Source organism: Granulicella arctica (genome assembly GCF_025685605.1).
In the GTDB taxonomy this organism is placed as follows: Bacteria; Acidobacteriota; Terriglobia; order Terriglobales; family Acidobacteriaceae; genus Edaphobacter; species Edaphobacter arcticus.
The window spans coordinates 2,281,463-2,308,314 of record NZ_JAGTUT010000001.1 but is presented as its reverse complement, the minus strand read 5'-3'; the positions used below and the strand labels follow the sequence as shown (position 1 = coordinate 2,308,314).

General features: G+C 59.9%; 26 protein-coding genes. 8 read left to right on the top strand and 18 right to left on the bottom strand.

What is annotated here, in order from left to right; genetic code table 11:
• The first annotated feature begins 26 nt into the window (after window positions 1–26).
• Window positions 27–401 carry a hypothetical protein gene (locus OHL20_RS09665; protein ID WP_263382983.1) on the top strand — a complete coding sequence of 125 codons (375 nt, stop codon included), beginning with the start codon at window positions 27–29 and terminating at the stop codon, window positions 399–401.
• A gap of 43 nt (window positions 402–444) precedes the next feature.
• On the top strand, window positions 445–852 hold the full coding sequence (locus tag OHL20_RS09660; protein ID WP_263382982.1) for a hypothetical protein: 408 nt from the start codon (window positions 445–447) through the stop codon (window positions 850–852).
• Window positions 853–893: 41 nt separating this feature from the next.
• Here the strand turns inward: OHL20_RS09660 and OHL20_RS09655 are convergent, their stop codons facing one another.
• Window positions 894–1,274: a c-type cytochrome domain-containing protein gene (locus tag OHL20_RS09655; RefSeq protein ID WP_263382981.1), complete on the bottom strand. Its 381-nt coding sequence runs from the start codon at window positions 1,272–1,274 to the stop codon at window positions 894–896.
• Between the two features lie 221 nt (window positions 1,275–1,495).
• Here OHL20_RS09655 and OHL20_RS09650 point away from each other — a divergent pair, with 221 nt between their 5' ends.
• Entirely contained in the window at window positions 1,496–2,530 is a 1,035-nt protein-coding gene (locus OHL20_RS09650; protein ID WP_263382980.1) for a DUF5715 family protein, read from the top strand.
• Window positions 2,531–2,542: 12 nt separating this feature from the next.
• On the opposite strand, the gene OHL20_RS09645 is transcribed toward OHL20_RS09650, so the two are convergent.
• Genes OHL20_RS09645 through OHL20_RS09630 form a run of 4 tightly spaced genes read right to left on the bottom strand, consistent with a single transcriptional unit; the run spans window position 2,543 to window position 8,119 of the window.
• Window positions 2,543–3,538, bottom strand: coding sequence for a Gfo/Idh/MocA family protein (locus OHL20_RS09645; RefSeq protein WP_263382979.1), 996 nt, complete (start codon window positions 3,536–3,538; stop codon window positions 2,543–2,545).
• A gap of 30 nt (window positions 3,539–3,568) precedes the next feature.
• Window positions 3,569–4,651: a SurA N-terminal domain-containing protein gene (locus OHL20_RS09640; protein ID WP_263384986.1), complete on the bottom strand. Its 1,083-nt coding sequence runs from the start codon at window positions 4,649–4,651 to the stop codon at window positions 3,569–3,571.
• Between the two features lie 26 nt (window positions 4,652–4,677).
• Window positions 4,678–5,637, bottom strand: coding sequence for a DsbA family protein (locus OHL20_RS09635; protein ID WP_263382978.1), 960 nt, complete (start codon window positions 5,635–5,637; stop codon window positions 4,678–4,680).
• Between the two features lie 46 nt (window positions 5,638–5,683).
• The gene (locus OHL20_RS09630) at window positions 5,684–8,119 is read right to left on the bottom strand and encodes an LPS-assembly protein LptD (protein WP_263382977.1); all 2,436 of its coding nucleotides are present in this window, start codon (window positions 8,117–8,119) and stop codon (window positions 5,684–5,686) included.
• Window positions 8,120–8,375: 256 nt separating this feature from the next.
• Between OHL20_RS09630 and OHL20_RS09625 the strand changes: the two genes are divergently transcribed.
• Window positions 8,376–9,689 (top strand): RDD family protein, encoded by a 1,314-nt coding sequence (locus OHL20_RS09625; protein ID WP_263384985.1) that lies wholly within the window; start codon window positions 8,376–8,378, stop codon window positions 9,687–9,689.
• Window positions 9,690–10,081: 392 nt separating this feature from the next.
• Here OHL20_RS09625 and bamA read toward each other — a convergent pair whose 3' ends face one another.
• From bamA to OHL20_RS09605, 4 genes are all read right to left on the bottom strand, one after another.
• Window positions 10,082–13,009, bottom strand: coding sequence for an outer membrane protein assembly factor BamA (gene bamA / locus OHL20_RS09620; protein ID WP_263382976.1), 2,928 nt, complete (start codon window positions 13,007–13,009; stop codon window positions 10,082–10,084).
• A 226-nt stretch (window positions 13,010–13,235) separates the two neighbouring features.
• Window positions 13,236–13,421, bottom strand: coding sequence for a CPXCG motif-containing cysteine-rich protein (locus tag OHL20_RS09615; RefSeq protein ID WP_263382975.1), 186 nt, complete (start codon window positions 13,419–13,421; stop codon window positions 13,236–13,238).
• A 6-nt stretch (window positions 13,422–13,427) separates the two neighbouring features.
• On the bottom strand, window positions 13,428–14,411 hold the full coding sequence (locus OHL20_RS09610; protein WP_263382974.1) for a threonine dehydratase: 984 nt from the start codon (window positions 14,409–14,411) through the stop codon (window positions 13,428–13,430).
• Entirely contained in the window at window positions 14,408–16,522 is a 2,115-nt protein-coding gene (locus tag OHL20_RS09605) for a molybdopterin-containing oxidoreductase family protein (protein ID WP_263382973.1), read from the bottom strand. Before OHL20_RS09605 ends, OHL20_RS09610 begins: the two co-directional genes overlap by 4 nt.
• 76 nt (window positions 16,523–16,598) lie before the next feature.
• On the opposite strand from OHL20_RS09605, the gene OHL20_RS09600 reads away from it, so the two are divergent.
• Together OHL20_RS09600 and OHL20_RS09595 are read left to right on the top strand one after the other, a co-directional pair.
• On the top strand, window positions 16,599–17,207 hold the full coding sequence (locus OHL20_RS09600; RefSeq protein ID WP_263382972.1) for a TMEM175 family protein: 609 nt from the start codon (window positions 16,599–16,601) through the stop codon (window positions 17,205–17,207).
• 35 nt (window positions 17,208–17,242) lie between these two features.
• Window positions 17,243–17,719 carry a YybH family protein gene (locus tag OHL20_RS09595; RefSeq protein WP_263382971.1) on the top strand — a complete coding sequence of 159 codons (477 nt, stop codon included), beginning with the start codon at window positions 17,243–17,245 and terminating at the stop codon, window positions 17,717–17,719.
• Window positions 17,720–17,753: 34 nt separating this feature from the next.
• On the opposite strand, the gene OHL20_RS09590 is transcribed toward OHL20_RS09595, so the two are convergent.
• From OHL20_RS09590 to dacB, 9 genes are all read right to left on the bottom strand, one after another.
• Window positions 17,754–18,152, bottom strand: a complete 399-nt coding sequence (locus OHL20_RS09590) for a PilZ domain-containing protein (RefSeq protein WP_263382970.1) — start codon at window positions 18,150–18,152, stop codon at window positions 17,754–17,756.
• Between the two features lie 69 nt (window positions 18,153–18,221).
• Complete coding sequence (locus OHL20_RS09585; protein WP_263382969.1) at window positions 18,222–19,202, bottom strand: cytochrome D1 domain-containing protein; 981 nt, start codon at window positions 19,200–19,202, stop codon at window positions 18,222–18,224.
• 104 nt (window positions 19,203–19,306) lie between these two features.
• Entirely contained in the window at window positions 19,307–19,891 is a 585-nt protein-coding gene (gene frr / locus OHL20_RS09580; protein WP_263382968.1) for a ribosome recycling factor, read from the bottom strand.
• Between the two features lie 69 nt (window positions 19,892–19,960).
• Entirely contained in the window at window positions 19,961–20,236 is a 276-nt protein-coding gene (locus tag OHL20_RS09575) for a hypothetical protein (protein ID WP_263382967.1), read from the bottom strand.
• A 170-nt stretch (window positions 20,237–20,406) separates the two neighbouring features.
• Window positions 20,407–21,345 carry a lipoyl synthase gene (lipA, locus tag OHL20_RS09570; protein ID WP_263382966.1) on the bottom strand — a complete coding sequence of 313 codons (939 nt, stop codon included), beginning with the start codon at window positions 21,343–21,345 and terminating at the stop codon, window positions 20,407–20,409.
• A 34-nt stretch (window positions 21,346–21,379) separates the two neighbouring features.
• On the bottom strand, window positions 21,380–21,874 hold the full coding sequence (locus tag OHL20_RS09565; protein WP_263382965.1) for a DUF4442 domain-containing protein: 495 nt from the start codon (window positions 21,872–21,874) through the stop codon (window positions 21,380–21,382).
• Window positions 21,871–22,233, bottom strand: coding sequence for a hypothetical protein (locus OHL20_RS09560; protein ID WP_263382964.1), 363 nt, complete (start codon window positions 22,231–22,233; stop codon window positions 21,871–21,873). Before OHL20_RS09560 ends, OHL20_RS09565 begins: the two co-directional genes overlap by 4 nt.
• A 118-nt stretch (window positions 22,234–22,351) precedes the next feature.
• Window positions 22,352–22,693 carry a c-type cytochrome gene (locus OHL20_RS09555; protein WP_263382963.1) on the bottom strand — a complete coding sequence of 114 codons (342 nt, stop codon included), beginning with the start codon at window positions 22,691–22,693 and terminating at the stop codon, window positions 22,352–22,354.
• A gap of 52 nt (window positions 22,694–22,745) precedes the next feature.
• The gene (dacB, locus tag OHL20_RS09550) at window positions 22,746–24,314 is read right to left on the bottom strand and encodes a D-alanyl-D-alanine carboxypeptidase/D-alanyl-D-alanine endopeptidase (RefSeq protein WP_263382962.1); all 1,569 of its coding nucleotides are present in this window, start codon (window positions 24,312–24,314) and stop codon (window positions 22,746–22,748) included.
• A gap of 36 nt (window positions 24,315–24,350) precedes the next feature.
• Here dacB and folP point away from each other — a divergent pair, with 36 nt between their 5' ends.
• The gene (folP, locus tag OHL20_RS09545; protein WP_263382961.1) at window positions 24,351–25,304 is read left to right on the top strand and encodes a dihydropteroate synthase; all 954 of its coding nucleotides are present in this window, start codon (window positions 24,351–24,353) and stop codon (window positions 25,302–25,304) included.
• A 50-nt stretch (window positions 25,305–25,354) separates the two neighbouring features.
• Window positions 25,355–26,848, top strand: coding sequence for a DNA recombination protein RmuC (gene rmuC, locus OHL20_RS09540; protein WP_263382960.1), 1,494 nt, complete (start codon window positions 25,355–25,357; stop codon window positions 26,846–26,848).
• The last annotated feature ends 4 nt before the right edge of the window (window positions 26,849–26,852 follow it).

Genomic DNA, 26,852 nt, shown 5'->3' with positions numbered 1-26,852 from the left:
TCTAATGGAAGTCGCAAGGAGACGCCATGCTTAGAAAAGCACTCATTAAAAGTCTTATCGTTGCACCATTGCTGCTCGGAACTGCCGTGACTCCCGTCTTTGCACAGCGCGGCAATCAGAACTACTACAACGGCGTGCAGAATGGCGGCCGCGGCGGGAACTACAACGATGATCGCCGTCATCAACATGATAATCATTACGACGATCGGTACAACGACAGAAGCCGCGGCGGAATTGGTCCTGGCAAGGGAGCCCTCATCGGGGCGGGTGGCGGAGCAGTGCTCGGAGCACTCTTCGGCGGCGGCCTCAAAGGAGCAGTAATCGGCGGCGGCGTAGGAGCCGGCGTGGGTGCCATCGCCGGAAAGGCTCATCAGAACAGCCAGCGCCGCGACTACTACTAGCCAGTTAGATCAATCTATGAGCTTTTGCACGAAAGGATCGACCATGAATATTCGCACCGCCGCCCTTACCCTGGTAGCCGCTGCCTCCTTGACCCTTGGAGCCGCCGCTCAAACCACACCTGATCAAGCCACACCTGGTTCGATGACTCGCGCCACCACCGACGCAGCCACGACGCACAATTGGACAACAGACCAGATCATCACCGCGACCGTCCATCAGGCATGGCTTCTGAGCGATAAGAACGAGGCAAACTTCTTCGAGATCATTAAAGAACTCGCCGAGATCTCGGCAAAGAACCGCGACCTTACTCTTCCCGACAGCCCGGAAGCGGGCCAGAAAGCCGGTGCCTACATCAAAAAGCAGGCAAGGGCTGACCATGATCAGCTTCTTTATGCCATTGTCGATAAATCTGTCCGCATGACCGGCACCAAGGCTCCAGCCACAAAGTAAGTGCGGTTTGCAGCGGAAGTGGCTACTGAGAGTCACTTCCGTCAGGGCATCAGCGCGCCAGCGTTGACCCACTTCGTCACTACCGCGATATCTTCATCGGAGAGCTTTGCACCCTTCGATGGCATCGGCATCGGATCGTTCGCCGGTCCTTCGTGCCGAATCAGCCTTACCAGCAAAGATTTGGAGGCATCGCCGGGTACAAGTACCGTTCCATCGTGCCCACCCTTCAACATGCCTGCCCGCGTCTGAATATTCAATGCGCCCCGATGGTTCATCCCACCATGACATCGGTAGCAGTTCTTCTGGAAGATCGGCTGAACCTTATGGGTGAAGAAGTCCGCGCTCTTCGGGTCATCTTGTGCGACTGCCGAGACGACGCCTAGCCCACTGAACAAGATCGCCGTCCAAAACACCTTTCCCATGCTTTCCCCCGTTACTTCTCAGTATACGGAATCAACATGGGCACTTACATGAACACGATTCAGTCACTAAAGTCGAAATTGCTCTGGCGTCTCCGCGCTTTCTGATGATCACGCGTCGACCCTCCCTAAGTATCGTTCTCCTTGCGCTAGCCTTTATCTGCCTGCTGCCCTCCTGTGCCTTCGCTCGTTCAAAAAGCCGCGGCGTCGCAGCGAAGCGACCAGTGCTCACGAGAGTTCACACTGCGCCGCGTCCTCGCGACCGCCATCCTTCACGCAACGCGGATCGTCCCACCGAGCACCGTTTTCGCAAGCACGAGTCAGACCCCAAGCCTCTCCGGCGCACCAAGGGGCATGCCCGTCACGCTGTTGTGAGAGATCGATTGATCGCCGAGCCAAAGCTGGTCAAGCTCATTCCGGCACCGCTGATGATCGCCGCAAGACCTGCTCCGGAGACCCGGGAGACAGGGGTATCCCACCCACCTGACTTCAGCGACGCCGCCACGGCACCTATCTCATCGTCCCCGTCGAACCCGGCCCCCGTCGTCAGCATCATTCGCCCGACAGCCGAGAAGCCGCAACTTCCCTCGATTGAGGAAGCAGCCGCCAACCCTGAGATTCTTCCCTCGCTCTACAACAAGCGAGGACGCCTCGTCATGCCTCCCGCGCTCAAAGGCTCCCGCGAGATACTGCTCCATCAGAACGAGGTCGCCGACCGGGACGGCCTCGAACGCGTTCAGGATGACGATGATCTCGAATCCATGCGACGTCGCATGATGCTCGTAGCCGTACCGATTAATGCCGGCATGCAGGTCGACGAGCGCCTCCCGCTCAACCGTCGCTATTGCCGCCCATGGACGGCGCAGTTTCTAACGACGCTGGCCCGCGCCCACTATGCTCGCTTCCACACACCGTTGCAGGTCAACTCAGCCGTTCGCACGGTGGCCTTTCAGCAGAAGCTCATCCGCACGAACGGCAACGCTGCCCCGGCCGAAGGCGAAACAGCCTCGCCACATCTCACCGGGCAGGCAGTCGATCTGGCCAAGCGGGGCTTGTCCCTCAGCGAGATCGCCTGGATGCGCGGCTACCTTCTTCCCCTCGTGCAGGAAGGCAAGATCGACGTGGAGGAGGAGTTTCAGCAGTCCTGCTTCCATGTCAGCGTTTATAAAAAGTATCTGCCGTATACGTCGAGTCCGCGCCGCACCATCGCAACAACGCACCGCGACAGCCCTGCAGCCCTTGCGATCGCCATTCCCTAAGAATGGCGACGGCTAGATAGCCTCGCGATTGCCTGTCTTCCAGCTCTTGTAGGCAGCATCAAGAGCACGCATGTTGTGCAGCCCATCAGGCGCCGTCGCGAGGAATGTTCCAGTCCCCCGGTACGCTTCAGCGAAGTTATCCAGCATGCGGGTGTATCCATCACCGTTGTCGACCGTATGCGTCTGATCTGGCTCGCCTGATCGGCGCAGCACCACATCGACAGGCCTGTCGACACTAAGGGCGCTCTCCGCACGGATCACGCCTTCGCTCCCCGTCACCTCGATCAACGTCCGATACGGCGATCGCGCACTCACAGCGACCGTTGCGAAAACGCCGCCGCTCATAGCGATCTGGAGTGTGGCGTGTGCCTCAACAGGGCTTCCAGCGATCGCCTCTGCCAGCGTGGACAGACTGAGAACATCCTGGCCCAGCACATAGCGGAGGGAGTCGATGCAATGCACGCCCACATCGGCAATGGGACCACCGCAGGCCAGCGCCGGGTCTGCGATCCACTTGCGAGGCGCACGATCCGCCGGGTAGTTGAACTGTGCAAAAGCCGATTGTGGCTCGCCGATACGGCCTGCAAGAATCTGCTCCCGCATCGTGTCCAGGCTATGGTTGTAGCGGAAGTTCTGAGCCACCCCAAGAAGAAGGCCCGCAGCATCAGCAGCAGCAAGCATCGTCTCAGCTTCGCTTGCATGCATGGAGAGCGGCTTCTCGCACAACACCGCCTTCCCATGTTTTAGCGCGAGGAGCGTGTCCTCCAGGTGCATGGCATCGGGGGATGTGATGAAGACAACATCAACCTCATCCGAGGAACACAATGCCTCTGTTGTTGGAAAGCAATTGGCAATACCGAGATCCGCGCAGTTCTTCGCCGCGGCAGCCTGATCGCGACGCCACATACCCGTCAGCACCACCTGCTCGCTCTTCGCGAATGCAGGAAGCAGACGCCGAACAGCGTGAAGACCAAAGCCAAGGATCGCAAACCGTACAGGACGCGTCATAGATTCCCCACCAGCCACCATCGCTGCCTGTTAGTGTGCGTCGTTTTTGAAGATCTCTTCGGCGAAGAAGTTCTCGATCTTCGTCTGATCGCGCATCATCTCGTAGAAGGCGTTCTTAAGGAGCTGTGATCGTCCGTCACGAAGCTGCTGGCGAATCGCCTGCTGCACGCGCGGATCATTCAGTTCGCGCTGACCGGCAGGATCACGCGAGAGCAGCTTGTAGATCGAGTAGCCCACAGGTTTCTTGCTCGTGGCATCCAGCAGCGGAATGATATCCGTAGAATCGCCAGCCTTCAGCTTCGTCACGGCACTGTAAATCTGCCCTGTCGCCTGCAGTTGCGACTCAGGCACGAAGCCCATGTCGCCACCATTCGGAGCCGTCTCGGGCCACTCAGAAAAGTTCGACGCGATCGAGCCGAAATCCTCACCACTGTCGAGCCTGTTCTTCAGGGTCTGGATCTTCTTCCGTGCCTCGTCGTCGTTTGTTGCCTTGCTGTTCTGCAGATTTCCCGGCTGCGCGGAGGCCACGCTCGTCACGCGAATCCCCGCCAGGTGGTACTGCATCTCGCGCAGATTGAACTCAGACTTGTGCGCGTTGTAGTACGAACTGACATCGGTATCGGAGACGGTGATCTTGGAGTTGATCTCCTTGTTCAGCAGCTTATTATCCGTCAAGGAGCGGCGCAGATCGTGCTTCACATCCTCGAGCGTGTGGTTACTGGACTTCAGCCGCGCATTGAACTCCTCCTCGGTGTAAGGAGCTTTCATCTCAGCGAGCTTCGCATCGACCTCTTCGTTCGTTGCGGTCAGGTTCATCTTGGCGGCACGCTGCTCAACCATCTCTTCATCGATCAGCCCGCGCAGCAGGTTCAAGCGAAGTGAATCCGCCTGCTCCTGAGAAGGCTCCTGTTGAGTGTCACCAAGCTGGTCCTTGTACGCTTTGTCCATGTCGGTCCGCGTTATCGCATGACCGTTGACCGTCGCAACAACACCTGCGTTGTGGCCCCGATGGCATCCTGCCATCGCCAGAAGCGCTACGGGAAGCATCGCTGCGCGGAGAACGTGCACGCCGCCAGAGTCGTCTTGCTTCCAATTCATCACTGTCTTCATCATCACGTCGAAATCTCCTGCACGATCTGCTAGTTGCCGGGCTTTGCCGCTGGTGCGGGCGTGGCCGTTGGAGGTGCCGGAGGGGGAGTCTGACCGGCAGCCACAAGGGCACCATCGATCATCCTGTAGACGTACTCGAGTGGCACCGCGCCTTCAATCTTTTCGCCATTGATAAAGAGTGCCGGAGTCGAATCGACGCCCAACGCCTCAGCCTCTTTAATCGTAGCCTTTACAACCGTATCGTCCTGCTTCGCGATACATGCTTTCAGTTCGGCGGCCTTGACATTCTGACGCTTGCCCTCATCGAAGGAGAGCGTATCCAGCGTCTCGTTGGCCTTGGCAATGCTCTTCTCTGCACCACCCATATCGGCCGCATGCCCATGGATGTAGTCCACGAGATTCCAATATCCCTTCGAGCTCTGCGCGCCGACGCAGCTTGTATCAATTGCCGCGCGCATCGCCCAGGGATGCTGGTCGAGCGGGAAATCCCGATACACAATATGGACCTGGTTCTTATAGCGATCCGTGATTGCCGGGAAGATCTGCTGATGCATCTTGGCGCAGAAAGGGCATTCGAGGTCGTCAAACTCGACGATCACCACGGGCGCATTCGCGGGGCCACCGCGGGCCGGGCGCTCCATCGTGGAGACAAGTTCCTTGGGATCTTTGCTGATGTCGTACTGGTTGAACTGCGCCAGCGTCTTGCCATCCTGTGAGAGCAGGAACGTGATCGGCTTGCTCGCCTTCGTATCTGCCGTGAACACAACGCTGATCGCGTCATACCCCGGAACCTCGCTCTTGGTCCGAGCGCCGATCTTCACCTGGTAGTCCGGGGGAACGTTGGACTTTGATCGGATCAGGATCTCGACCCGGCGCGCCAGATCTGGTGACAGGTTTCCCGAGGTTGCTGGAGTCTGAGCGTGGCAGCCCAGAGCTAGAAAGCCAAGGGCAAAGATGAGCGAACGGAGTGGCTTGACAGCAATCGACACTCGGCCATTATCTCACGCAGAGGCACACAGAACGGTATAAGCCAGCCTAGAAGAGCTGTTCTGCGCGTCGCAGATTGCCCGCCGTTCCGATATTCGCAAGCGTAAAGTTGAACCGATACGCGCTCTCATTTCGAACGGAACCCAGCTCGAACTTCCGGTACTCAACGCTCAACCCGCAGCAGTTCCAGTTATACGAGGTCTGCAGTGCCGCATACTGCAGCGATACGAGGTTGAGGTCGAATCCACCATTTGCCGCAACTCCAAATCCTGGCTTGGTTGGCGAGCCATACCCCAGCAGCACTCGAAGCTGGCTAAAGTTCGACACCAGCGAACTCGTTCCCTCCGTGTAGAAGCGACCCGGCGCATTCAGCCGCGCATAGCTCAACCCGGCGAAGCTCTTACCCTCGTGGTAGTCGACAAAGATGTTGTCCGACGTAAACTTCTTCGCGCCGGTGTCATAGTCGAAGTCCCATTCGACGTCCGTCTTGGCTGAGGTCTGCACTCGCAACCGCGAGATCAGCGGTGAGATCTCACGCGCTTCCGTCAGGAACGCCACGCCTGAGAGCGATAGCGTTGTGTCGAAGATATTGCGCCGGCCAGCCTGTATGGCTCCCCCGAACGTTGGATTGAGAAAATACTTCTGAGTCACGCGCCACTGGATGCGCTGGCTCGTCGAGCAGGTCGCCAGCTTCGCCGTATCCTCATCGTTCGTGGATGCCTGCGACAACACTGCCACATCACGCTCACTGCATTCCTTACCAGCAAGCCGCTTCACGAAGAACCGCTGCATGACGCCGTACTCCACTTCGTTCGTATTGCTGACGACATCCTTGTCGTCGAAGCGCAGCACGTTGAGAAAGTTTCCGACGCCCGTCACATAGCGATACGTTGCCACTGGCTCAATCGTGTGCCGGACATCCATGTCGCCGAAGAGCCTGTTCACCCATCCGCCGCTGAACGTCCTCTCAAGCACAGGCGGTCGCAGCTCCACCTGAAACTCGGCATCTGCGCGATTCAGGTCGGCCGTGCGCTCCAAATTGCCGGGCACTGTCGCGGTAGGGGTCTCGCGACTGCGCGAGTAGTACGTATCCCGCACCCCCACGGACGAAAACAGGTTCCATCCACCGCCGGAGAGCGGAAGCGCAATCTGTGGATGCAGGTCGAGCCTCTCCGTGATACCGCCGCTCACAAAGTTGGGCTGCACCCGCTTCAAACCCGAAGCCGAACTCTCAAGGTTCCATAACAGGTGTGTTGCGCCGAGCCGATGGTCCGTCGCATTCAGGTCGAGGGATGGCGCATGGAAGATGCGAATTTGCTGCTCTGGAGTTGCGACGATGGCTGCCGTTGTTGCCGTTGCCGGTTCCGCAATGGTCGCGGCACGCTTCAAACCCTGGTAGCGATCCGAGCGCGCCGAGGCCTCGAAGCCATCCACCTCCCGCACCCCGTAAGCGATCGAGAGAATGTCACTCGACACTGCCTGGTTGAAGCTGTTCGAGAACGCCTCCCGATACGGATAGGAACTCAGGTACTCCAGATCCGCCCCAACCCGTGCCTGCGATCCAAGATCGTGACGCGCCTTGAAGGTTACGTCCTCGCCACCCTGATTCGTATACACGCCGCCCGGCGGGATGTATCCACGATCCTGCAAACCGCTATAGTGGCCCGTTGCGAAGTCATAGCCCTTTCCTTTGTACCGGAAGGTGGCCGTCTGCTCCCAGCCGCGCAGCGAGTAATAGACCAGCGCCACGGTCAGGTCCATGCTCCGGTTGATGGCCAGGTAAAACTCCTCACCCAGGATGTATCCCTTGCTCGACGAACGAGAGATATCGGGAATCAGGATGCCGCTCTGCCGATCCTCCGAGTCCACAGGATGCGTCACATACGGCAGGAAGAGCAATGGCACATTCAACAGCTTGAACACGCTGTTGCGCGCCTTCGCCTTCTTGCTGTCGATCTCGAACTCCCCTGCGTACAGTAGCCAGTCCGGGTGAGGCAGCTGGCACGAGGTCACCGTGCCGTCGAAGATCTGGTACTCGCTTGGCCCGCTCCGCACCACGAGGCGGCCCGTGAAGAGGAACGGATTGCCGCTCACATAGACAAGACCCTTGCCCGTCGTCTTCATGCCCACCGAACCGCTCACATCGTAGAAGCGGCCTGTCTGCTGCTTCAGATTTGCCGTACCGTGGCTGGCGACGATCCGTTCGCTGTTCGCTCCGCCCGTCGCTACAAGATGACCGGTCGCGGTGACATCACCACTTGGCTCATCGTATTCAATGTGGTCGGCCTGGAGGACTCGGTCGCCGTAGGTAATGACGACCTGACCGTCCAGAATGTAATGTCCATTCTTCTCGCTTTGCGTATCGGAGACGATCTCTGTTCTCGTTCCGTCATCCTTCGCGGGGAGAGGCACCGCAGTCGGATAGTGGTGCTCTCCGGGCTCCTCCGGCAGATCTCCCGTTATGGCTGCCAAAGGAAGAGACACAATCTTTACGGGAGGTGCCTTCGGCGTTAACTCCTGTCCAGCGAGATGCGGATGACTTGCCCCGGACACCATGATAGTTATGAGTAGGTAAACAGTTTTCCAGGCACGAGGGAGACGCACTCGGCTGTTTGTGGAACCCGCAGTAGCTTCGTTCCCTACTGCATTGCTCGGATTACACGGCCCCATACTTGTCAGACGCACCACCACACCTTCAGGCTAAACGATTTCACAGGAAGCGAGCTTCGATTTGAGCACAATGAGCGCCGCGCAGTATGAGTTGGACCCGCGGGAGGCACTTCACGAAGACGGTGATGCTCCTGCACCAGCCTCCGCACTCAAGCTCCAGGCAGCCGAACGGCTGGCGGCCCATCGCGCCCGTCGCCATCGAAACGCCACGCCGCAACTACCTGGGATCGAACTTGCCTCCGCGCCCTCCGAAAGCCGTGCCTCCCGCATTGCCGCCGCGGTAGCCGAGCGCTACGCCCAGTCGCAGACTTACCATGCCTTTCTCGCAGCCGAAGCCGAGAAGGCCATTCACCAGGCCGAAGCAGCAGCCGAAGTCGCCGTGCGCACTGCCAAGGCTGTTGTCGCCACGCAGCAGCAACTGCTCAGCGAACTGGAACTCTGGGCGCCAACGCCAGCGGTGGAGCCAACGCCCATTAAGCCTCCAGCGTATGAGATTGAGGAATCAGCACCGGCAGCGGTCGTCCGCTCCACGGCTGGACTGACCGTAAAGCTCTACGAAGACGTTGGCCGCAGCGTCGAGGCTGGGACAGCGAACGCCGTTCCCCATGAGCATCTCTACGAGGACGACCGCCTTGCCCTCGACGAGGAGATCGCCTTCCGCCAGTCTCCGAGCTTTCAGGAGTTTCTTGAGCCAGCCGTACCGCTTCCTGCGAACCTGATCGAGTTTCCCCGTCAGCTCGTCGCCCCTCGCCGCGCTCGACCGCGCCTCGCTGAAGGTCCGCTCCGTGACGATGCGGAGATCGCTCCCGAGAACGCACAGCTTCGCATCTTCGAGGTCGAGCCCGACCAGATTTCAACGCAATTCCTGACCCAGCCCGAATCCGCCCTGCCCGAGTGGTCCTCGATCCGTCTCAGCGCTTGCCTGCCCTCTGAGGCGGCCGACCTGCAGACCGACCTGGTCAGCTTCGCGCCCACGTTCCTCACGGCTCCTCTCGGCCTTCGCGTCATGTCCGCCATTGTGGACGGCTGCCTCATTTCCGCCTCGTTCCTTGCATTCACTGCAATGGCGGTCTACACCGCGGGAAGCGTCCCAACGGGCCAAGCTGCAGTGCTTGGTGCCGTAGGAATACTCGCCGTGTTCGCGCTCGCCTACCAACTCCTCTTCTTTACCTTCTCAGACGCCACTCCCGGCATGCGCTACGCCCGCATCGGGCTTTGCACCTTCTCGGATGACAATCCGACCCGCTCTGCCATGCGTCGGCGCATCGTCGCGATCCTACTGGCCGCCTGTCCCGCAGGTCTCGGATTCGTCTGGGCCTGGCTCGATGACGATCGTCTTGGTTGGCACGACCGTATCTCCCGTATGTATCAGCGCAGCTATTAGGATTTTTTCTAAGTCCAACGGTCTGGGTGTGCGCGTCTGCGGTGTCTTCAGCAAGAGCAAGTCGTAGACCTAAAGCTACCTTGGAAAATGCAGTTTAGTCCAAGGTCCTAAGTGACTCATTCTATTTGGCTCACGAGCGCAAGACCATGCATAGTGTTCATTCTAGGCAGCTTATAGGTAAAGTATTCATTCGATGCTACTTAGATCAGCATTGTGCAGGACGACTGAGTCGGCACGCGTGCAGAGTTTCAGGGTGATTGTGTCTCGGACACGAAATGCTTCCGCGAGTCTGCGTAAGAGGCCTGCTCCTGACGCAAACCGCAGGGCCTTCGACTACGCTACGAGACAAAGGCCGGCGAGTTAGCCGGCCTTTGTCTCGTGTTGAGTTCTCGCTAGAAGGTTGTGCTGACCGTCAACCGGAAGGTCTTACGCGGTTCGCGCAGGACGTAGTCGGATCCATAAAACTGGACGGCCTGTTGATAGCTGTATTGTCCTGCACCGGAGTTCGGGAAGAAGTTGCGGAAGCAAAGCGTCGACCCTGGCGCGCAGTTGTTCGGTACAGCCAACTGTTGCGGAAGATCCTTGTACAGGCGAAGCGGGTTGTAGGCGTAGTAGATCCGGAAGGGTGCATTGACGATCGGCAGGATCACCTGGAGTTCCGCACCGTTCGACATACGCGGCACGAAGTTCGTACCCGGGACTGTCTTCAGGATCAGCGGGAAGGCTACCGTCTGTCCGCCGAAGCAGGCGCCGTTTACGAAGGTCGGGCAGCCATACGAAGGACTTGAAGTGGTCGACTGGCCAGCAACACTCTGCCGGAGCTGACCCTTTTGCAGATCGCCCGTCAGGCCAAAGTCGGTAAAGAACGCAAACGTCACCTGGTTCACGATCGGAATACGGTATTCAATATTCGACGTGAACTGCGTGTCGCCGCCGATCGTGACCAATCGATAGATCGGAAGCGGAATCTGCACGTTGCCAAGGTTCGGCTGCGTCGGATCACGCGGCACCGTTGAGCCGTCGGGGTTCGTGAGATTGAACAGGATCTTGTTCGGAATGAACGTATACGGCGACGAGGCGCGAATATCAAAGCCACGCACATCGTTCTCACCACCGCCATAGAGGCGATTCGTCGGCGGCGCAACCTCTCCGCCAAATCCAGTGACGTGGGCAAGCTGAACACGCATGCCGAGAACGTTATGTCCCTCGCGATTGATGCGAAGACCCTTCATCGGATAGAACTGCCGGAAGCTGGCGACCGGCGAGATGTACTTCACATTGCCGCCGGCGCCTGCAATCTGCACCGCGAGATTGAAGTCGCGTCCACCGTGTGGACCAACTGCACGGTCAAGACTGGAGAACGTAAAGCTCGGCGAAATCAGCGAGGTAATAATGCCGCTCAACTGATTCTGTCCAGCAACGCCCGAACGGAATGCGAGCGACTGGAAGACGTTTCGCGTATTGTCGTTGAACGTCGTAATGCCTGCGCGTGAAAGCTGGTAGGAGATACCGACACGTGTTACGCCCGTCCGCGAGAAGAGATGCCGCAGCGGTTCGCTCGCCGAGAGCGTAAAGCCCGTCGTCGACTGGTTGTAGTTCGTCAGCAGTGACTGCTGTGCATTGGTCAGATTTCCCGGCGTTGCGCCCGTAGCGGCATAGCTCTTCGCAGGGTTGTAGTCGTACTTCTGCGTGAACACCTGGACACCGACCGAGATGGGCTTGTTCCGGAGATAAGGCTCGGTAAATCCGAAGCTCAGCTTACGCGAAAGGTCGCCAATGTTTGCTTCGACCGAAAGGGTCTCGCCGAGTCCAAGAAAGTTGTTCGTTTCGTAGTTGAGACCGATGAACGATCCTGAAAGGCCGCTGAGACCGCCATTGAGGCCGATCGAGTTCTTGCCCTTCTCCTTCAGCTTCAAGAGGAGGTCAACCGTGCCATCGTCTGCATTTTGACGGCTCTCAGAGTCCTGGTCAGCCTTCAAGGCTTCGAAGTAGTTGAGCTGATTCAGGCGAAGAATCGAGAGATCCCAGAGGCGGCTGTTGTAGACCTGACCTTCTTCCAGTAGCAGTTCGCGACGGATGACCTTGTCACGCGTGATGGAATTGCCCTGGAACTCGATGCGCGAAACGTAGAAGGGCTTACCCTCATCGATGTCGATATCGAGGTAGATCAGCTTCTTCGCCTCGTCGATACGCGGTACCGGCGTTCCGACGAAGTTGATGTAGCCAAGCTCGCCATAGGCCTTGCGCAACTGGTCGTTACCCTTGCTGAAGAGCGTCCGGTTGAAGTAGTCGCCATCCTTGACGGCGAACTGCGCGCGCAGCACCTTCAGATTGGTGACAGCCTTGTTGCCCTTGAAGGTAATGCCGCCGAGACGGTAGCGCCCACCCTCTTCCACCGGCATCAGGATGTCGATGCGCTTACCCGTTGAAGGCCGCAGTGTGAACGGATTGATCCCGCCTGCATCGCGAACCTTGGTCTGCGGTTCAGCAGTCTGCGCCTTGAAGTAGCCCTTATCCTGATACGCCGCGCGTACCCGTTCCGAGTCTTCGTCGAGCTTGCTAGCGTCGAAGGTACGGGCGAAGATGTTCTCCGCTATATAAGAGTGCGGAATACCGACCGGCCGGAGGTTCTTCATCGCAGCGCGCAGCGTGCGGTCGTTGATGCTGTTGTTGCCCTCGAAGACGATCTTACCGACCTTGACCGTCGCGCCCTCCTTGATCGTGAAGGTCAGCGACACAGCCGCCGGCGGAATCGTCTTCACTTCGGTCTTGATCGTTGCAAACTGGTGACCATGCTCAGCGAGGAGGTCCTTCAACACCACTTCGGCGCGCTTGATCTTGGTCGGGTCATACTGACTCTCGACGGTGAGACCAACCTTCGCTTTCTTGAAGCGCTCCAGCACGTCGGACTGGGTGACGGCGTTCAAGCCCTTGTAGTTGATCTCGCGAATCGTTGGCTTCTCCTGGACATAGATCACCAGTTGAATGCACTTGGGCGAGTCGACGCGCTCGATACGGATGTTTTCGAAGTAGCTCGTGTTCCAGAGCGAGTTGAAGTCCCGCTCCACGACGGCTGGGTCGTACAGGTCACCCTGGTGCGAGAACAGCCGTGCCAGCACGGACTCCTTCGGAATACGGCGATTGCCGATGACCTGGGGCTGGCAAAGCGTCTGCGCGCCGGCTCCGGTCTGGTCAGTCGCAGGAAGCGTCGGCGACGTCTGGGCCGACAGCATCGGAATCACTGCAACGAGAGCAAACGCGATCACAGCAAACGCGGATGGAGCACTCACAATACGGAAGCGGCTAAGGCGCGTGCGCATAGACTTGGTCGAACTTATCAGGGAGCTTCCGCTCTCTCGGTTTACGGTAAAGATACGCACACCCTCACTGCTCTCAAAATCACACCGAGACGGGTTCCTCGGAAAGCTCGATTATAGGTGAGCGGCCCTGCTCTACGCGAGTCGCATCCAAGGTTCCCGCCTTGCGCGCCCGTTCTCGCCAACGCATTGCACCATTCCCGATGCGTTTCGTGCTGAGTTTGGGGGCTCAACTTTCAAGCTCCGCCGTGATCGTAAACTCCTTATCACTGGCATCCCAGCGCACCGTCAGCACGTTGGGCTGGCAGCAAACCTGGCAATCTTCGACATATTGCTGCTTCGATCCGCCCGACTCATCCACCGTCGTCTCAATCCATTCCCCACATCCGGCACACTGAAAACCCGCTGCAAACATTCGCCTCTAACCTCTTCCCAGAACCCGAGCAAAGACATCGCTATCCACATTGCCGCCACACAGGACCGTGCCCACGCGAGCGCCGCCGGACTTCCTATCCTTTAACAGCGCCGCCAACCCAATTGCTCCGGCACCCTCGGCGACATTATGCGTATCGGCGAAGTAGATCCGCATCGCCTCTTCCACCGCGTCGTCGTCCACAGCGATGATGCGATCAATCCCGGCCAGCCCCACCGCAAACGCCTGCGGATCAGGCCGTCGGCACGCCACGCCATCAGCGATCCGTGTTGCGACCTCGTGCTCCACAATCTCGCCTGCCGCAAACGACATCGCGAACGCAGGCGCCTTACTCGACACCACGCCAACGACCTTCGTCGCAAGCCCAAGGGCATTCCGGGCCGCAATCATCCCGCTTACACCCGAGCCCATCCCAATGGGGACATAGACCGTATCGAGCGCAGGGCAGCCGCGAAACATCTCCAGCGCATACGTAGCCACACCCGTTACAAGCTCCCGATCGTAACTAGGAACACGGTGCCAGCCATGCTCAGCCGCCAGCGCGCCAGCATGCTCGCTCGCCTCCTGGAAGTCGCCGCCATGCTCAATCAGCTCCGCTCCAAGCATCCGCATCGCCCGATTCTTCTCAAAGCTGTTGCCGTGCGGCACGACGATCACCACGCGGATGCCCATTCGTGCTCCGGCATACGCAATCGACTGCCCATGATTTCCACGCGTCGCCGAGACCACCGTCGTCACTTCAGGGCGCTCGCTTCGTAGCCAGTCCATGTAGACGATGCCGCCGCGAATCTTGAAGGCGCCGACCGGCGTGTGGTTCTCATGCTTCACCCACACCTCTGTGCCCGCGCGCTCGTTGATCAGTGGCCAGCTATATTGCGGAGTCGGGGGCATGTGTGCGTACACGAGCGTCGCCGCAGCCTCAATCTCCATCAATCCCGGAAGTACATCCTCACCCGCAGCCATCACGCTCATCGATCCCTCACCTTTGCCTTACGCACCTCGACCAGCGTCGAGTAGAACGTTGCTCCACCGCCAATATCCGTGAGCGTCTCCGACGTCAGCGCGTTCACATTCGCGCCATCGACCGAGAGCTTGTTCCAGTCCAGCCGCGCCGCCACGACACCTGCAGGCACCTGCGCCCCTACCATCGCGACCAGCGTAATCCGTCCGCGCCCGTTGTAGACCTCAACCACATTGCCCGTCGCGATTCCACGCGTCGCCGCATCCGCCGCATGCATCTCCAGCACGCCCGCCGTCCGCGCCTCCATCTTCCGATGTCCCGGCAGGTTCGCAAACGTCGAGTTCATGTAGTTGTCCGCCTTGCGCGGCAGAAACTCCAGCGGATACTCCGCCGCATGGCTGCGAGACTCCTGCGGCGCAACGAACACCGGCACAGGCGTCAACTCGCCCCGCCCACTCGGTGTCCGAAACCACTCCGCTGTGCTGAACGGCAGGGATAACCCATCTGCATTCGTTGGAAGCTGCAGCGGCACATGACCCTCCTGCTCCAGCCGCGCACGATCGATCCCCGCAAACCACGGATCGTTCGTCGTCAGCGCCTGGTCAATCAGGTCGTCGTCCGTATCGTCGAAGCAGGCCTCTTCAAACCCCATCCGCCTACCCAACTCGCCGAACAGTGCCACGTTGCTCCGCGCCTCGCCAAGCGGCGCGATCGCCCGCTCCGACACTTGCGCGAACAGGTGCCCATACGCGCCCTGCACATCCTTGACCTCAAGAAATGTAGGCGCGGGAAGCACGATGTCTGCGTAGTCCACCGTGTCCGTAAAGAACTGCTCATGCACCACGGTAAACAGGTCATCCCGCCTCAAGCCATGCAACACGTCATTCTGATTCGGAGCCACGGCAGCTGCATTCGAGTTATAGACAAACAGTGCCTTCACTGGTGGATCATTTAAGGTCGTCAACGCCAGGCCGAGCTGGCTCATATTCACCACCCGCGCGGCGCGCCCCAGCGGACTCGCCTTCATCAGCTCCGGCATCTGCAAGGCATTGCCGTTGAACGGAAACGAACCCGAGGTAGAAAGCTGCAATCCGCCCCCGCGCTTCGTCCACGCACCCGTCAGCAGCGGCAACATGCAGACTGCTCTGGCCGAGGTCCCGCCATTCTCACTCCGCTGAATGCCGTAGTTGAGCCGGATGACTGCGGGGCTGGTCTGGGCGTACTCCCGTGCAAGGCGGACGATCGTATCTGCAGCGATGCCTGTGACTGCAGCAACAGCATCCGGCGCATGCTCTGCCCGCAGCGCAAACTCCCGCAGTTCCGCAAATCCATGCGTAGCTGCTTCGACGTACGCTCGATCTTCGAGCCCTTCGCGCAGGATCACGTGCATCAGCCCCAAAGCCAGCAGCCCGTCCGTTCCGGGACGAATCGCCAGATGCTCATCCGCCAAGGCCGCTGTGCGTGTCCTATACGGATCGATCACCACCAGCCGCGCACCGGCTCGCCGAGCCTCTTCGATAAATGGCCACAGGTGGATATTGTTGCCATGGATGTTCGCGCCCCACGCGATGATCAGCCGAGCACGTGCAAAGTCCTCCGGCGGCGTTCCAAGCTTCACCCCATAGACGCTCATCAACGCGGCGCCACCAGCCGATGCACAGATTGTTCGGTCAAGCTGCGAAGCGCCAAGCCGATGAAAGAATCGCCGGTCCATCGAGCCATACCCGAGCTGACCAATCGTGCCCGCATAGCTGTACGGCAGCACGCTCTCCGGCCCGAACTCCGCTGCAATCCCTGTCAGCCGCGCCGCAATCTCATCCAGCGCCTCGTCCCAGGTGATTCGCTCAAATGCCTCAGCCTCGCGACCCTTCGCCAGCGGCCCCTTCGCAATGCCGGCCTTCCGCCGCATGGGGTAGAGCAGACGATCGGGCGAGTACACCCGGTCCAGATACTTCGCCACCTTGCCGCATAGAAAGCCCCGCGTGACCGGATGCGCCGGGTCGCCCTGCACCTTCACCGCGCGGCCGCTGGGGTTCACCGTTACGAGCACGCCGCACGAGTCAGGGCAGTCATGCGAGCACACCGCATGAACCACCCGCGATTCCGCCAGAAGCTGTGCCATATTGAAATTCTATTCCTTCCTGAAGCCGACTCAGAACAGCACCGTGTATCCTGCTCGTCAAGAACTCACACCCACAATGTCCCGACATGTCGCATCCCCAGCTCGCCTCGAAGCCTTTTCGGATGGCGTCATCGCCGTCATCATCACCATCATGGTGCTCGAGCTCAAGGTTCCCCATCAGGACGGCCTCGCCGGCCTCTACTCCGTGCTGCCCACCCTTGCCATCTATCTGCTCTCCTTCACCTTCACCTCCATCTACTGGATCAATCATCACCACCTCGTCCACCGCACCGACGAGGCCGACACCCTCATCCTCTACGCCAACCTCGCTTTTCTTTTCTCTTTGTCCTTACTACCTTTCTTTACCTCCTACGTCCTCGACAAGAAGATGGACTCGCTCTCCGTAGCCATCTACGCAGGCTCCATGATCGCCAACGCCATCACCTTCATGGGCCTCCGACTCGCTATCGGCCGCCGTCTCAAGCAAGCCGGAAAGCTGGAGTACGAAGACACCGCCGTCGCCATCAAGCACTGGCTCTCGATGTTTATCTACGTGGTGGCCATCCCTACGGCGTTCCACTATCCTCACTTCACGCTCGGCATGATCGCTCTCGTCACCGTCATCTGGATCACGCCCACTGCAGGCGTCAAGCCACACGCGGACACCTATCCACGAAACACCTGAAGTTCGCCGCAAACTGCTTGTCCACGAGGTCTCCTATGCTGCGTCGCATCGTTCCCGCCCTGGCTCTCAGCGTTTTCCTGCATACTGTCCCCGCAAGCCTCCAAGCCCAGCTACCGCCACAGGCGCCGCTCCACACTGCGACCCAGCAGGAACTCGATGTCGTCAAGGTCCTCATCAAGCAGGAAAATGCCTGGAATAAAGGCGACATCAATAAGTTCACCGAAGCCTACAAGGATTCGCCCGATACTCTTTTTATCTCGCGCACGCTCTCCCGCGGCTACACCGGCATGATCGCCGAGTACCACCAGAACTATCCCACCCGCGCCTCGATGGGCACGCTCTCCTTCTCCGAACTCGAAGTTCACCGCCTCGACGACAACTTTGCCGTCTGCATCGGCAAGTATCACTTGGAGCGGGGCAAGAAAGACGGCGGCAACGCCGAAGGCCTCTTCTCCCTCGTCTTCGAGAAAACTGCGGAAGGCTGGAAGATCGTCGTCGACCACACCACGTAGCAGGCCCTTGTTCTGTCGTTAGTCTGAGCGCCCGCTAAGCCCGCGCATTGAGCACCTTGATCAAAGCCTCGATCTGCAACTCCAACTTCGAGTTCATCTTCAGGAACGAAAACCCCGCGCCCTCTCCCGACTTCACCACCCGCGTCACCCCCTCCGGCCGGAACTCCTTCCCCTGGATCCGAAACGTCATCTCCACCGCCGAATTCATCGGCAGGTCGAACGAGCCGTGGCTCTCAATAAAGCAGCCCGTTGCGCTGATATCCGTGATCTGGCCGCGAAGCATCATCGTCCCATCCATGGTCATCACCTCCGCCCAGCCTTCGACCGGAAAGCGCTGATTCTCTCGACGATCCCGCTCCGCCTGCGATTGCAATGCCTCGCTGGAGTGATCCGCCACCTCCGCTGCATCTGCTTCTACTATGTCAAGACTCATAAGACGTGGGCCCGCTGCTCTAGCTCATCGGCAGATATCGCAAACCCTTAACGCCGCTGCAGCACCCCGCTAATTAGCCCACGCCAATCCGTCCGCAAGCTTCCCAGCCGTAATGATCTTCGTTACATTCCAGGCAGTGAGGTCGATCGCGGCGACCTTCCCGCTGGCATTGCAAGACACATAGGCGGCCTTGCCATCCGGCCGGATCAGCACCTCCTGTGGCGCACTCGGCACCTCAATCAGCTTCGCCACCGACATCTTCTGCAGGTCCACCACCGCCACCTGCTTTGTCGAAGGAACAGCCACCAGCAACCAACGTCCGTCCGCCGTAGCTGCGGTTCCGTACCCCATACCCGGCAGCGGCACCCACGTCTTCACCTTGCCCGTCGCCGTGTCGATCACTGCGAGCTGCGGCTTCGTCTGGTCTGATGTAAACACCAGCTTGTCATCCTGCGAGATCGAAATTCGCTGCACATTTCCGGATACCGGAATCACCCCGATCAGCTTCCGCCCCGCGATGTCCAGCACCGAAACCGTTCCCGGACCGACGTTCGCCGTATACCCGCGCTTTCCGTCATGGGACAGCACAAACATATGCGACTGCTCCTGCCCCGTCGGAATCGCTCCCACTATCTTCAACGTCTTCGGGTCAATGATCGACACGGACTTGTCCAACTCCGTCGTCACATACAGCAGCCCGCGCCGCCGATCCAGCACCGGCATGTGCGGCCGCACCTCATGCCCGAAATCAAGATCGCCAATGATCTTCCGCGAGGGCAGATCAATCACCTGCATCTCATGCCCACTGATGCCCGGCTTGCCCACGCCAGAGCTGCCATAGATTGGCAGGTACGCCGTGTGTCCATCCGGAGACACCGCGATCTCATGCCCATGCACCCCGGCGATGCCCTCTGCGACAGTCGTCACCTGCGTGCCCGTCGCCGGATCGACCAGCCCGACATCGCTATCGCCCTGGTTCACCACCAACAGCGTCTGCCCACCCATACTCGCCGACAACATCAGGCCACACAACCAGAGAGACTTTCCCATAGGCCCCAAAGTATACCCAAAACGAAACCAGGTGGCAGCGAACCCTCGCCACCACCCCGTAGTTGTCTCGGCGCCAAAGGCGCTTTCCGCCGTGCGCGCAGCACTCAGACGGTCAGGATCTCTTTCTCTTTTGCCTTGAAGAGATCCTCAACCCGGCGAACCTCAGCGTCCGTCAACTGCTGCACCTCGTCGCTGGCCCGCTTCTCATCGTCGGCGGAGATCAGCTTGTCCTTCGCCGCCTTCTTGATCTGCTCGTTCCCATCGCGCCGGATATTCCGCAGCGCTGTCTTGTGATCCTCAAGCGTCTTGTTCAACTGCTTCACGACATCCTTGCGCCGCTCCTCCGTCATGGGAGGCACCGGCACGCGGATCACTTTGCCATCCGTCATGGGGTTCAGTCCCGCGCTCGACGTCCGAATCGCCTTCTCAATCGCCGATACCATCGCCATGTCGTACGGCGATACCAGAATCAGCGTCGGCTCGGGCGTACTGATCTGCCCCATCTGGGCCACCGGCGTATCCGTGCCGTAGTAGTCCACCTTGATCTGGTCGAGCATGTGCACATTCGCCCGTCCTGTCCGCGTCGAAAGCAGGTGCGCCCGGAAGTCGTCCACCGACTTCTCCATCCGCGACTTCAACTCGCCATGAATGCCCTTCAACGCCTCGATGTTTGCCATTGCCGATGCCATGAATCTCTCCTCTACCGCAGTCGCTAGTTTACAGAGACAGCCGCTCCCACGCGACACCAGCCACAATTTCTAACCCTGCTCCGGAACGTCCTCACCCAGAACACGACCCGACCCCAGCCCCCGATTCGCCTTCTTCTTCCGCGTCGGATACACCGTCGTCTCGACCGGAGGCACAAGAATCGACTGTACCTGCTCCTCCACCGCCCGCCAATAGCGCACATCCGCCGGGCGCGCACTCGCCACCGACTGCCGCATCCGGCAATACCAGAGCGACCACTCCAGCTCCTTCACACCCTTATTCTTGATCGCGGCTTCCACCCGCGCCACCTCAGATACCTGCGGCATACACCCTCAAATCCACTCGACACCTTAGTATCGCGTATCCATAGCTTTGGCTGGACTTCCGTGACTTCTAAACAAAAGGCTCAACACGGATTAGAGTGATGAGACGGATAAAGGCGGATCGAGCACTGAACTGAAATCCGTTCAATCCCATTCGATCCGTGTTTAGAGGGTTAAGCCAGCCCAGTACTTTCAGCCTGCTCCTGCGCATGGTAGCTGCTGCGCACCAGTGGTCCGCTTTCCACGTGCCGGAAGCCCATCCCCAGCGCCTCATGCTTCAGAAACGCGAACTCATCCGGCGTGTAATACCGCGACATCGTCAGGTGATCGCGGCTGGGCCGCAGGTATTGCCCGATCGTCAGAATATCCACCTTGCGATCCGCAAGGTCTCGAAACACGCCCAACAGCTCGTGCATCTCCTCGCCCATCCCAACGATGATCCCTGTCTTGGTCACAATCGTCTCGCCGGTCTCTGCCGCAACCGCCTTCGCCTTTGCCAGAAACTCCAGCGACCGAGGATATTTGCCACCGCTCTTCGCCACCCGGTAGAGCCGCGGCACCGTCTCAATATTGTGGTTTAGAATCTCCGGCCGCGCCGCCACCACCAGCCGCAACGCCGCTTCAACTCCTTGAAAGTCCGGCGTCAGCACCTCAACCCGGCATCCCGGAGCCTGCAGACGGATCTCTTCAATCACACTCACAAACGCCCGCGCCGCGCCCATATTGTCGTCATCGCGGTTCACACTTGTAATCACCGCGTGCTTCAGCCCGAGCTGCCCCACGGCATACGCCACTCGTCGCGGCTCATCAAAATCAATCGGCTCCGGCTTGCCCTTCGGCACGGCGCAAAAGCCGCATCGCCGCGTGCACAGATTTCCCAGCATCATGAAGGTCGCGGACTTCTGGTTCCAGCATTCCCCGATATTCGGGCACTGCGCGCTCTCGCACACCGTATGCAGGTTTAGATCGCGCGCCATCTTCTTCAGATTATGGAAGGTCTCGCCCATCGGAGCCTTTGCCTTCAGCCACTCCGGCTTCTTCACCGGTTTGCGCGCTGAGAGGTCGATCTGCACAAGCTCCGAATTCAGTACTTCAGCAACCGGCGGCGTCATCGTCTTTTATTGTAAATCGCCACTAGGTTCGATCCTACTGAGCCCGTTCCGCCATACGTGCCGCATGGACACTTTTCTTCGCGCAATAGATCGTTTTATCTACCTCGGCGACCACCGCTCCCGCATCGTCCTTGACCTCGATCAGAAACACCGGCTCTACCTTATCCTGCGTCTCAAGCGTCGCGCGGATGTCCGCCAACTGATCCTCCGTCAGCCGAAACTCCACCCGAACCGTCCCGCGGCCCGGCCGCTTGTACCGGATCGTCGCCGCCTTGTCCCACACCACGTATTCGCGGCCCAGATTCTCCATCAGCATCAGCATGTAGAACGGGTCCGTCATGGCATACAGGCTGCCGCCAAAGTGGACACCCATCACATTCCGGTTCCGCCACGTCAGCCGCATCTCCACGTCAATCGCCCGAAGGTCCGCGTCCATTCGCTTAACCCGGATGCCCGCTCCCAGCAGCGGCGGCCACCAGTGCAGGCGACGCATCACCCGAAGCCGCCAGCCACTTGTCTGCACCGTCATCGCAGCCGTGACCGCGTCTCCTGCCGCGCCAGGTACAGGAAGAAGACCATCACAAACAAGCCGCGCACTAAAAAGAACGCCTGGTGCGCCTTTGTAAAGAAATAGAAGTCTCCCGCCGCCAGCAGCAAGCACCCTGCAATTACCAGCGACCAGCCCCACTTCCGCAGCCGCAGCAGCCCGAAGATCCCAATCGCCAGCAGCGTACACAGCGTGAGGATGCCGTACTTCGTCACGCCGCCGCCAAACATTCCCTGCAAACCCGCATACACGTTCAACATCGTGATGAAGATCATGAACATGCAGATGCCCGCGATTCCCGGCAGCATCTGTCCCACCTTATTTTCCTGCCGCTCGTCCATAGCCTCACTCACCAAAAAAACCCTACCGCGGATCAACGCGGAACCAGCACGGATAAGAGACAAGACTAATCACTGGCTTTCATCCGCGTCCCTCCGCGTTGATCCGCGAGAGGTTCTATCAAAGCGTATGCAGATACGCCATCAAATCATCCAGGTCCCCGGAATCCATCGTCCCCGCCATCGGTGGCATCATGCCGCGCCCAAACCGAATCGTCGACACCACCCGCTCATCGTTCGCCGGAGCACCGCTCGGCAGGTACTCCTTCTTGAACGTCCCTCGCAGCGAAGGTCCATTCAGAGCGCCGTTGCGGCGATCATTGTGGCATGACCCGCAGTGCGATTGAAAGACGTCATGCCCATGCGCCTGCTGCTCATTCAGTTGAGCTAACGGCGTCGGTGGCGGGATCGGCTTGCACCCGGCCAGCACCAGTACACTCAAACTCACCCCAACCAGAATCATTCTCATCTTCCTCAATGATAGAGCCTCATGCAGCGAGCGATGCAGGATCGGCCTAGTTGGCGGCTGCAATCGCCGCCACTATTCGGTCCATCACGTCGCGGTCCGCGCTCGTTCCCGGAACATGATTGCCCACCAGGATCGAGAAGATTACCGTTCGCCCACTCGCGCAATCGACATAGCCCGACAGCGCCCGCGCCTCACCCAGCGTGCCCGTCTTCGCAAAGACATGCCCCTTCAAAGGCTCCTTAGGAAACCGCCCTGTCAGCGACCCATCGACCCCGCCAACCGGCAGACTCCTCCGCCAGTCAGCGAACCAGGGCTGCGTCGTCGCAAACTGCAATAGCCGCGCCACTGCTCGCGGGGTCACAAGATCATGCCCGCTCAAGCCCGACCCGTCGTAGAAGACGAAGTCGTCCTTATCCAAACCGGCATTCAGCAGAAACTGCCGCACCACCCGCGCCCCCTGCGCGATCGAGCCGTCGCTCCCATAAGCCTTGCCAAGCTGCCGCAGCAACAGCTCCGCATGAAGATTCTGGCTCTCCTTATTCGTCGCCACAACGTCCTCGATCAACGTAGGCGAAACATGCTCCACCCGCAGCGGGCAGGCATCCATGCAGACACTCTGCCCGGTAATGAACTTGCTGACCGGTCCGAGCGCAGCCGTTGGCAGATTCGGCAGAGGCTCACGCGTCTGCTTTAGAAAACCAGCCGTCTCAAGCGGCGTTCGATGCGCCGCCCGCGCCACACCATCGACAGTCACGCCGCGAGCCTCAAGCAGCGACTTGAAGGCAGCCGCCGAGTAGGCCGCCGGATCGTCGATCGCCACCTCCTCGACAAAGACCTTCGAGTCCGCCGCAATCGTCCCGGAGACGGTCAGCACCTTCGAGCCGAGCGCTCGATCGACCTGCACCGCGTCTGCCGTCTTCGCCGGAACGGTAGCAACAGAGGTCTGCAGCGTATAGAAGCCGACCGCCGGATCAAGCATCACTGCAGCCGCCGCTCCAGCCCTCGCACCCGCAACCACCTTGAGCTGAAGCTGACTATCCATCACCGTCAGCGCAGAGACCGGCGCTCCGTAACCCCAGACGAGATCGTCAGCCGCCCAGTCCGGCGCATACGGCTCCCAGGGAAAGAAGGTGTCGTCGCCGACCACGTCGCCCGTCACATGCTTCAAACCTGTCGCTGCAACCCGATCTGCCATCTCCGCCAGATCGCGAAGCGGGTCAGCCTTCGCCGCGCCCTTAGGTCTATCGGCAGGTTCAACATACGGCACGTCGGAACCGGAGAAATTGGCATCGCCACCGCCCCGCAGCGTCAGGTCGCCCTGCATCGTCGCACCGGCTGCCCCTTCAACCGACGTAGTGAACCGACGATTCTCACCCAACAGGTGAACCGCGGCAGTCGTCGTAAACAGCTTCGCGTTACTCGCCGGCTGAAACAACTGCCCCTCGTTCAGCGCAAAGATCGAAGTCCCATCAAGTGCCGTCACCATCACGCCCCAATGTGCCCGGATCACCGCAGGCTCCGCGACCATCGCCCCAATCTGAGCCGCAAGTGAGCTCTGAGCCACAGCGGTCGCACTGAAGGCCAGAAAAGCCACACCTAAGGAGAACGGTCGCATCCGCGCAGTCTAGCACCGCCCGCTAGAATCGCACCTATGTCTTTCGCTCCACGCACCGCGTTCGATTGGCGACTTCGCACCCGAACCCTGACGCTCGGCCCGCGCACGCTCCTGATGGGCATCCTCAACGTCACGCCCGACTCCTTCTCCGACGGCGGCGACTTCGCCTCAACCGAAGCCGCTCGCGATCAAGCCCTTCGACTTCTCGACGAAGGAGCCGACATCCTCGACGTCGGCGGCGAGTCCACCCGCCCCGGCGCCACGCCGCTCGCGCCCGAAGAAGAACAGACCCGCGTCCTACCGGTCATCGCCGCGATCCTGAAAGCCCGACCCGAGGCGATCCTCAGCATCGACACCTTCCACGCCGCGACCGCTCGCCTCGCCGTCGAAGCTGGAGCGGAGATCGTCAACGACGTCAGCGGCTTCACGTGGGACGCCGCCATGCCCGCAACCTGCGCCAGCCTGAACTGCGGAGTCGTCCTGATGCATACGCGCGGAAAACCCAATGAATGGGCCACGCAATCACCCATCCCACCCATCGGCGTGATGCCCATCATCCTCACCGGCCTGCGCGATTCGATCCTCGCCGCCCGCACCGCTGGCGTTCCCAGCGACCGCATCGTCCTCGATCCGGGCTTCGGCTTCGGCAAACGAGGCGCTGAGAACTACATCATCCACGCGCTCCTGCCGCAGCTCCACCAGTTCGGCCTGCCGATTCTCTCAGGAACCTCGCGCAAGGGCTTCCTCCGAACGACCATCGCGCCGTTCCACGCCGGATCACCGCCTGCCGCCAACTCCGAGGCAAGCCTCCGCGCCACCAGCGCCTCGACCGTAGCCGCAATCCTCGCCGGCGCTCACATCCTCCGCGTCCACGATGTTCGCCCCGCCGCCGAAGCCGCAGCCATCGCCGACGCTATCCTCGCCGCAGGAACCTTGGTCGGAGGCGCAATCGCCACCTTCACCCGCAACACCCCGGCGACACCACAATAATCACAGCTCTCCACAACTCCGGGTGTACTCTGGAGGCGAAGGAAACACGAATGCTCATCGCGCTGCTCGTCCTCCAGTTCCTCATTTTCGTAACACTGATCGCGCTTCTGCTTCGCAAGCAGGTTGTGGCCACAACTGACCCGCGCACCGCGCAGCTTCCTGACCAGATTGCCCGCCTCGATGTTCGGAGCGAAGCCTCCGAGGCGAACGCCCGGGCCGCCTTCGCCCAGATGCGCGAGGATATCGCCGCCGAAGCCCGCCGCACCCGCGACGCCAGTAGCACCGACTTCGGCGCTCTCCGCACCGAGATCACCGCCAGCATCACGACTTTAGGAGCAACACTTCAAACCGGTCTTGGCGAATTCCGAAGCGACAACGCCATCTCCGCCGATAAGCTCCGACAAGCCGTCCAACAGCAGATGGACGCGATCGGCCAGCGCCTCGCCGCCTTTACTGCGGAAGCCGCCCGCAATCAGCTCGAAGCCCGCGACGCTCTCCACACGCGCCTGACCGGACTCGCCGACAGCAACGCCCAGCAGCAGGACAAACTCCGTGGCACGGTCGAAGAGCGCCTCGACAAGCTCAACACCACCAACGCGGCCAAGCTCGAAGAGATGCGCGTCACCGTCGACGAGAAGCTTCACGCCACCCTGCAATCCCGCCTTACGGAATCCTTCGGCCAGGTCACGACCCATCTCGGCGCAGTCCAGAAGGGCCTCGGCGAGATGAAGGAGCTAGCCACCGGCGTCGGCGACCTCAAGAAGGTGCTCTCGAATGTCAAGTCGCGCGGCGTCGTCGGCGAGTTCCAGCTTGGCATGCAGCTCGAGCAGATGTTCTCGCCCGACCAATACATAAAGAACGCCCGCATCAAGCCGAACACCCTCGAGTCGGTCGAGTACGCGCTCAAATTCCCGAACGGCGATGGCGACAGCCACACCCTCCTTGCCATCGACGCCAAGTTCCCCAAGGAAGATTGGGAGCGCCTCGAACACGCCTACGATCACGGCACCGTAGAAGAGATCGCCACTGCCGGTAAGGCGTTCGAACGCGGCATCCGCGCCGAGGGCAAGCGAATCTGTGAGAAGTACATCGATCCGCCGACGACGATGCCGCACGCCATCATGTTCCTACCGACTGAAAACCTTTATGCCGAAGTCGTCCGCCGCCCCGGCCTGCAGTCGGAGATCCAGTCGGCCTGCCGGGTCACGATCGCCGGCCCATCCACCTTCATGGCCATCCTTACCAGCTTCCAGATGGGCTTCCACACGCTCGCCATCCAAAAGAAAGGCGACGAAGTCTGGCATGTCCTCTCAAGCGCCAAGAAGGAGTTCGAGACCTACGGCGGCCTGATGCAGAAGGTCGAAGATCAGGTCGGCACGGTGCAGAACACCATCCAGAAGCTTGGCGTACGCACCCGCGCCATCAATAAAGCTCTCAAGAACGTCTCCAGCATCGACACAGGCGCGCCCGTCTCGAACCTCATCGGCTTCGATGAGATAGCCGGGGTCGCACCTCTGCTTGCCGCCGCTGGCGAGGACGACTAAATCA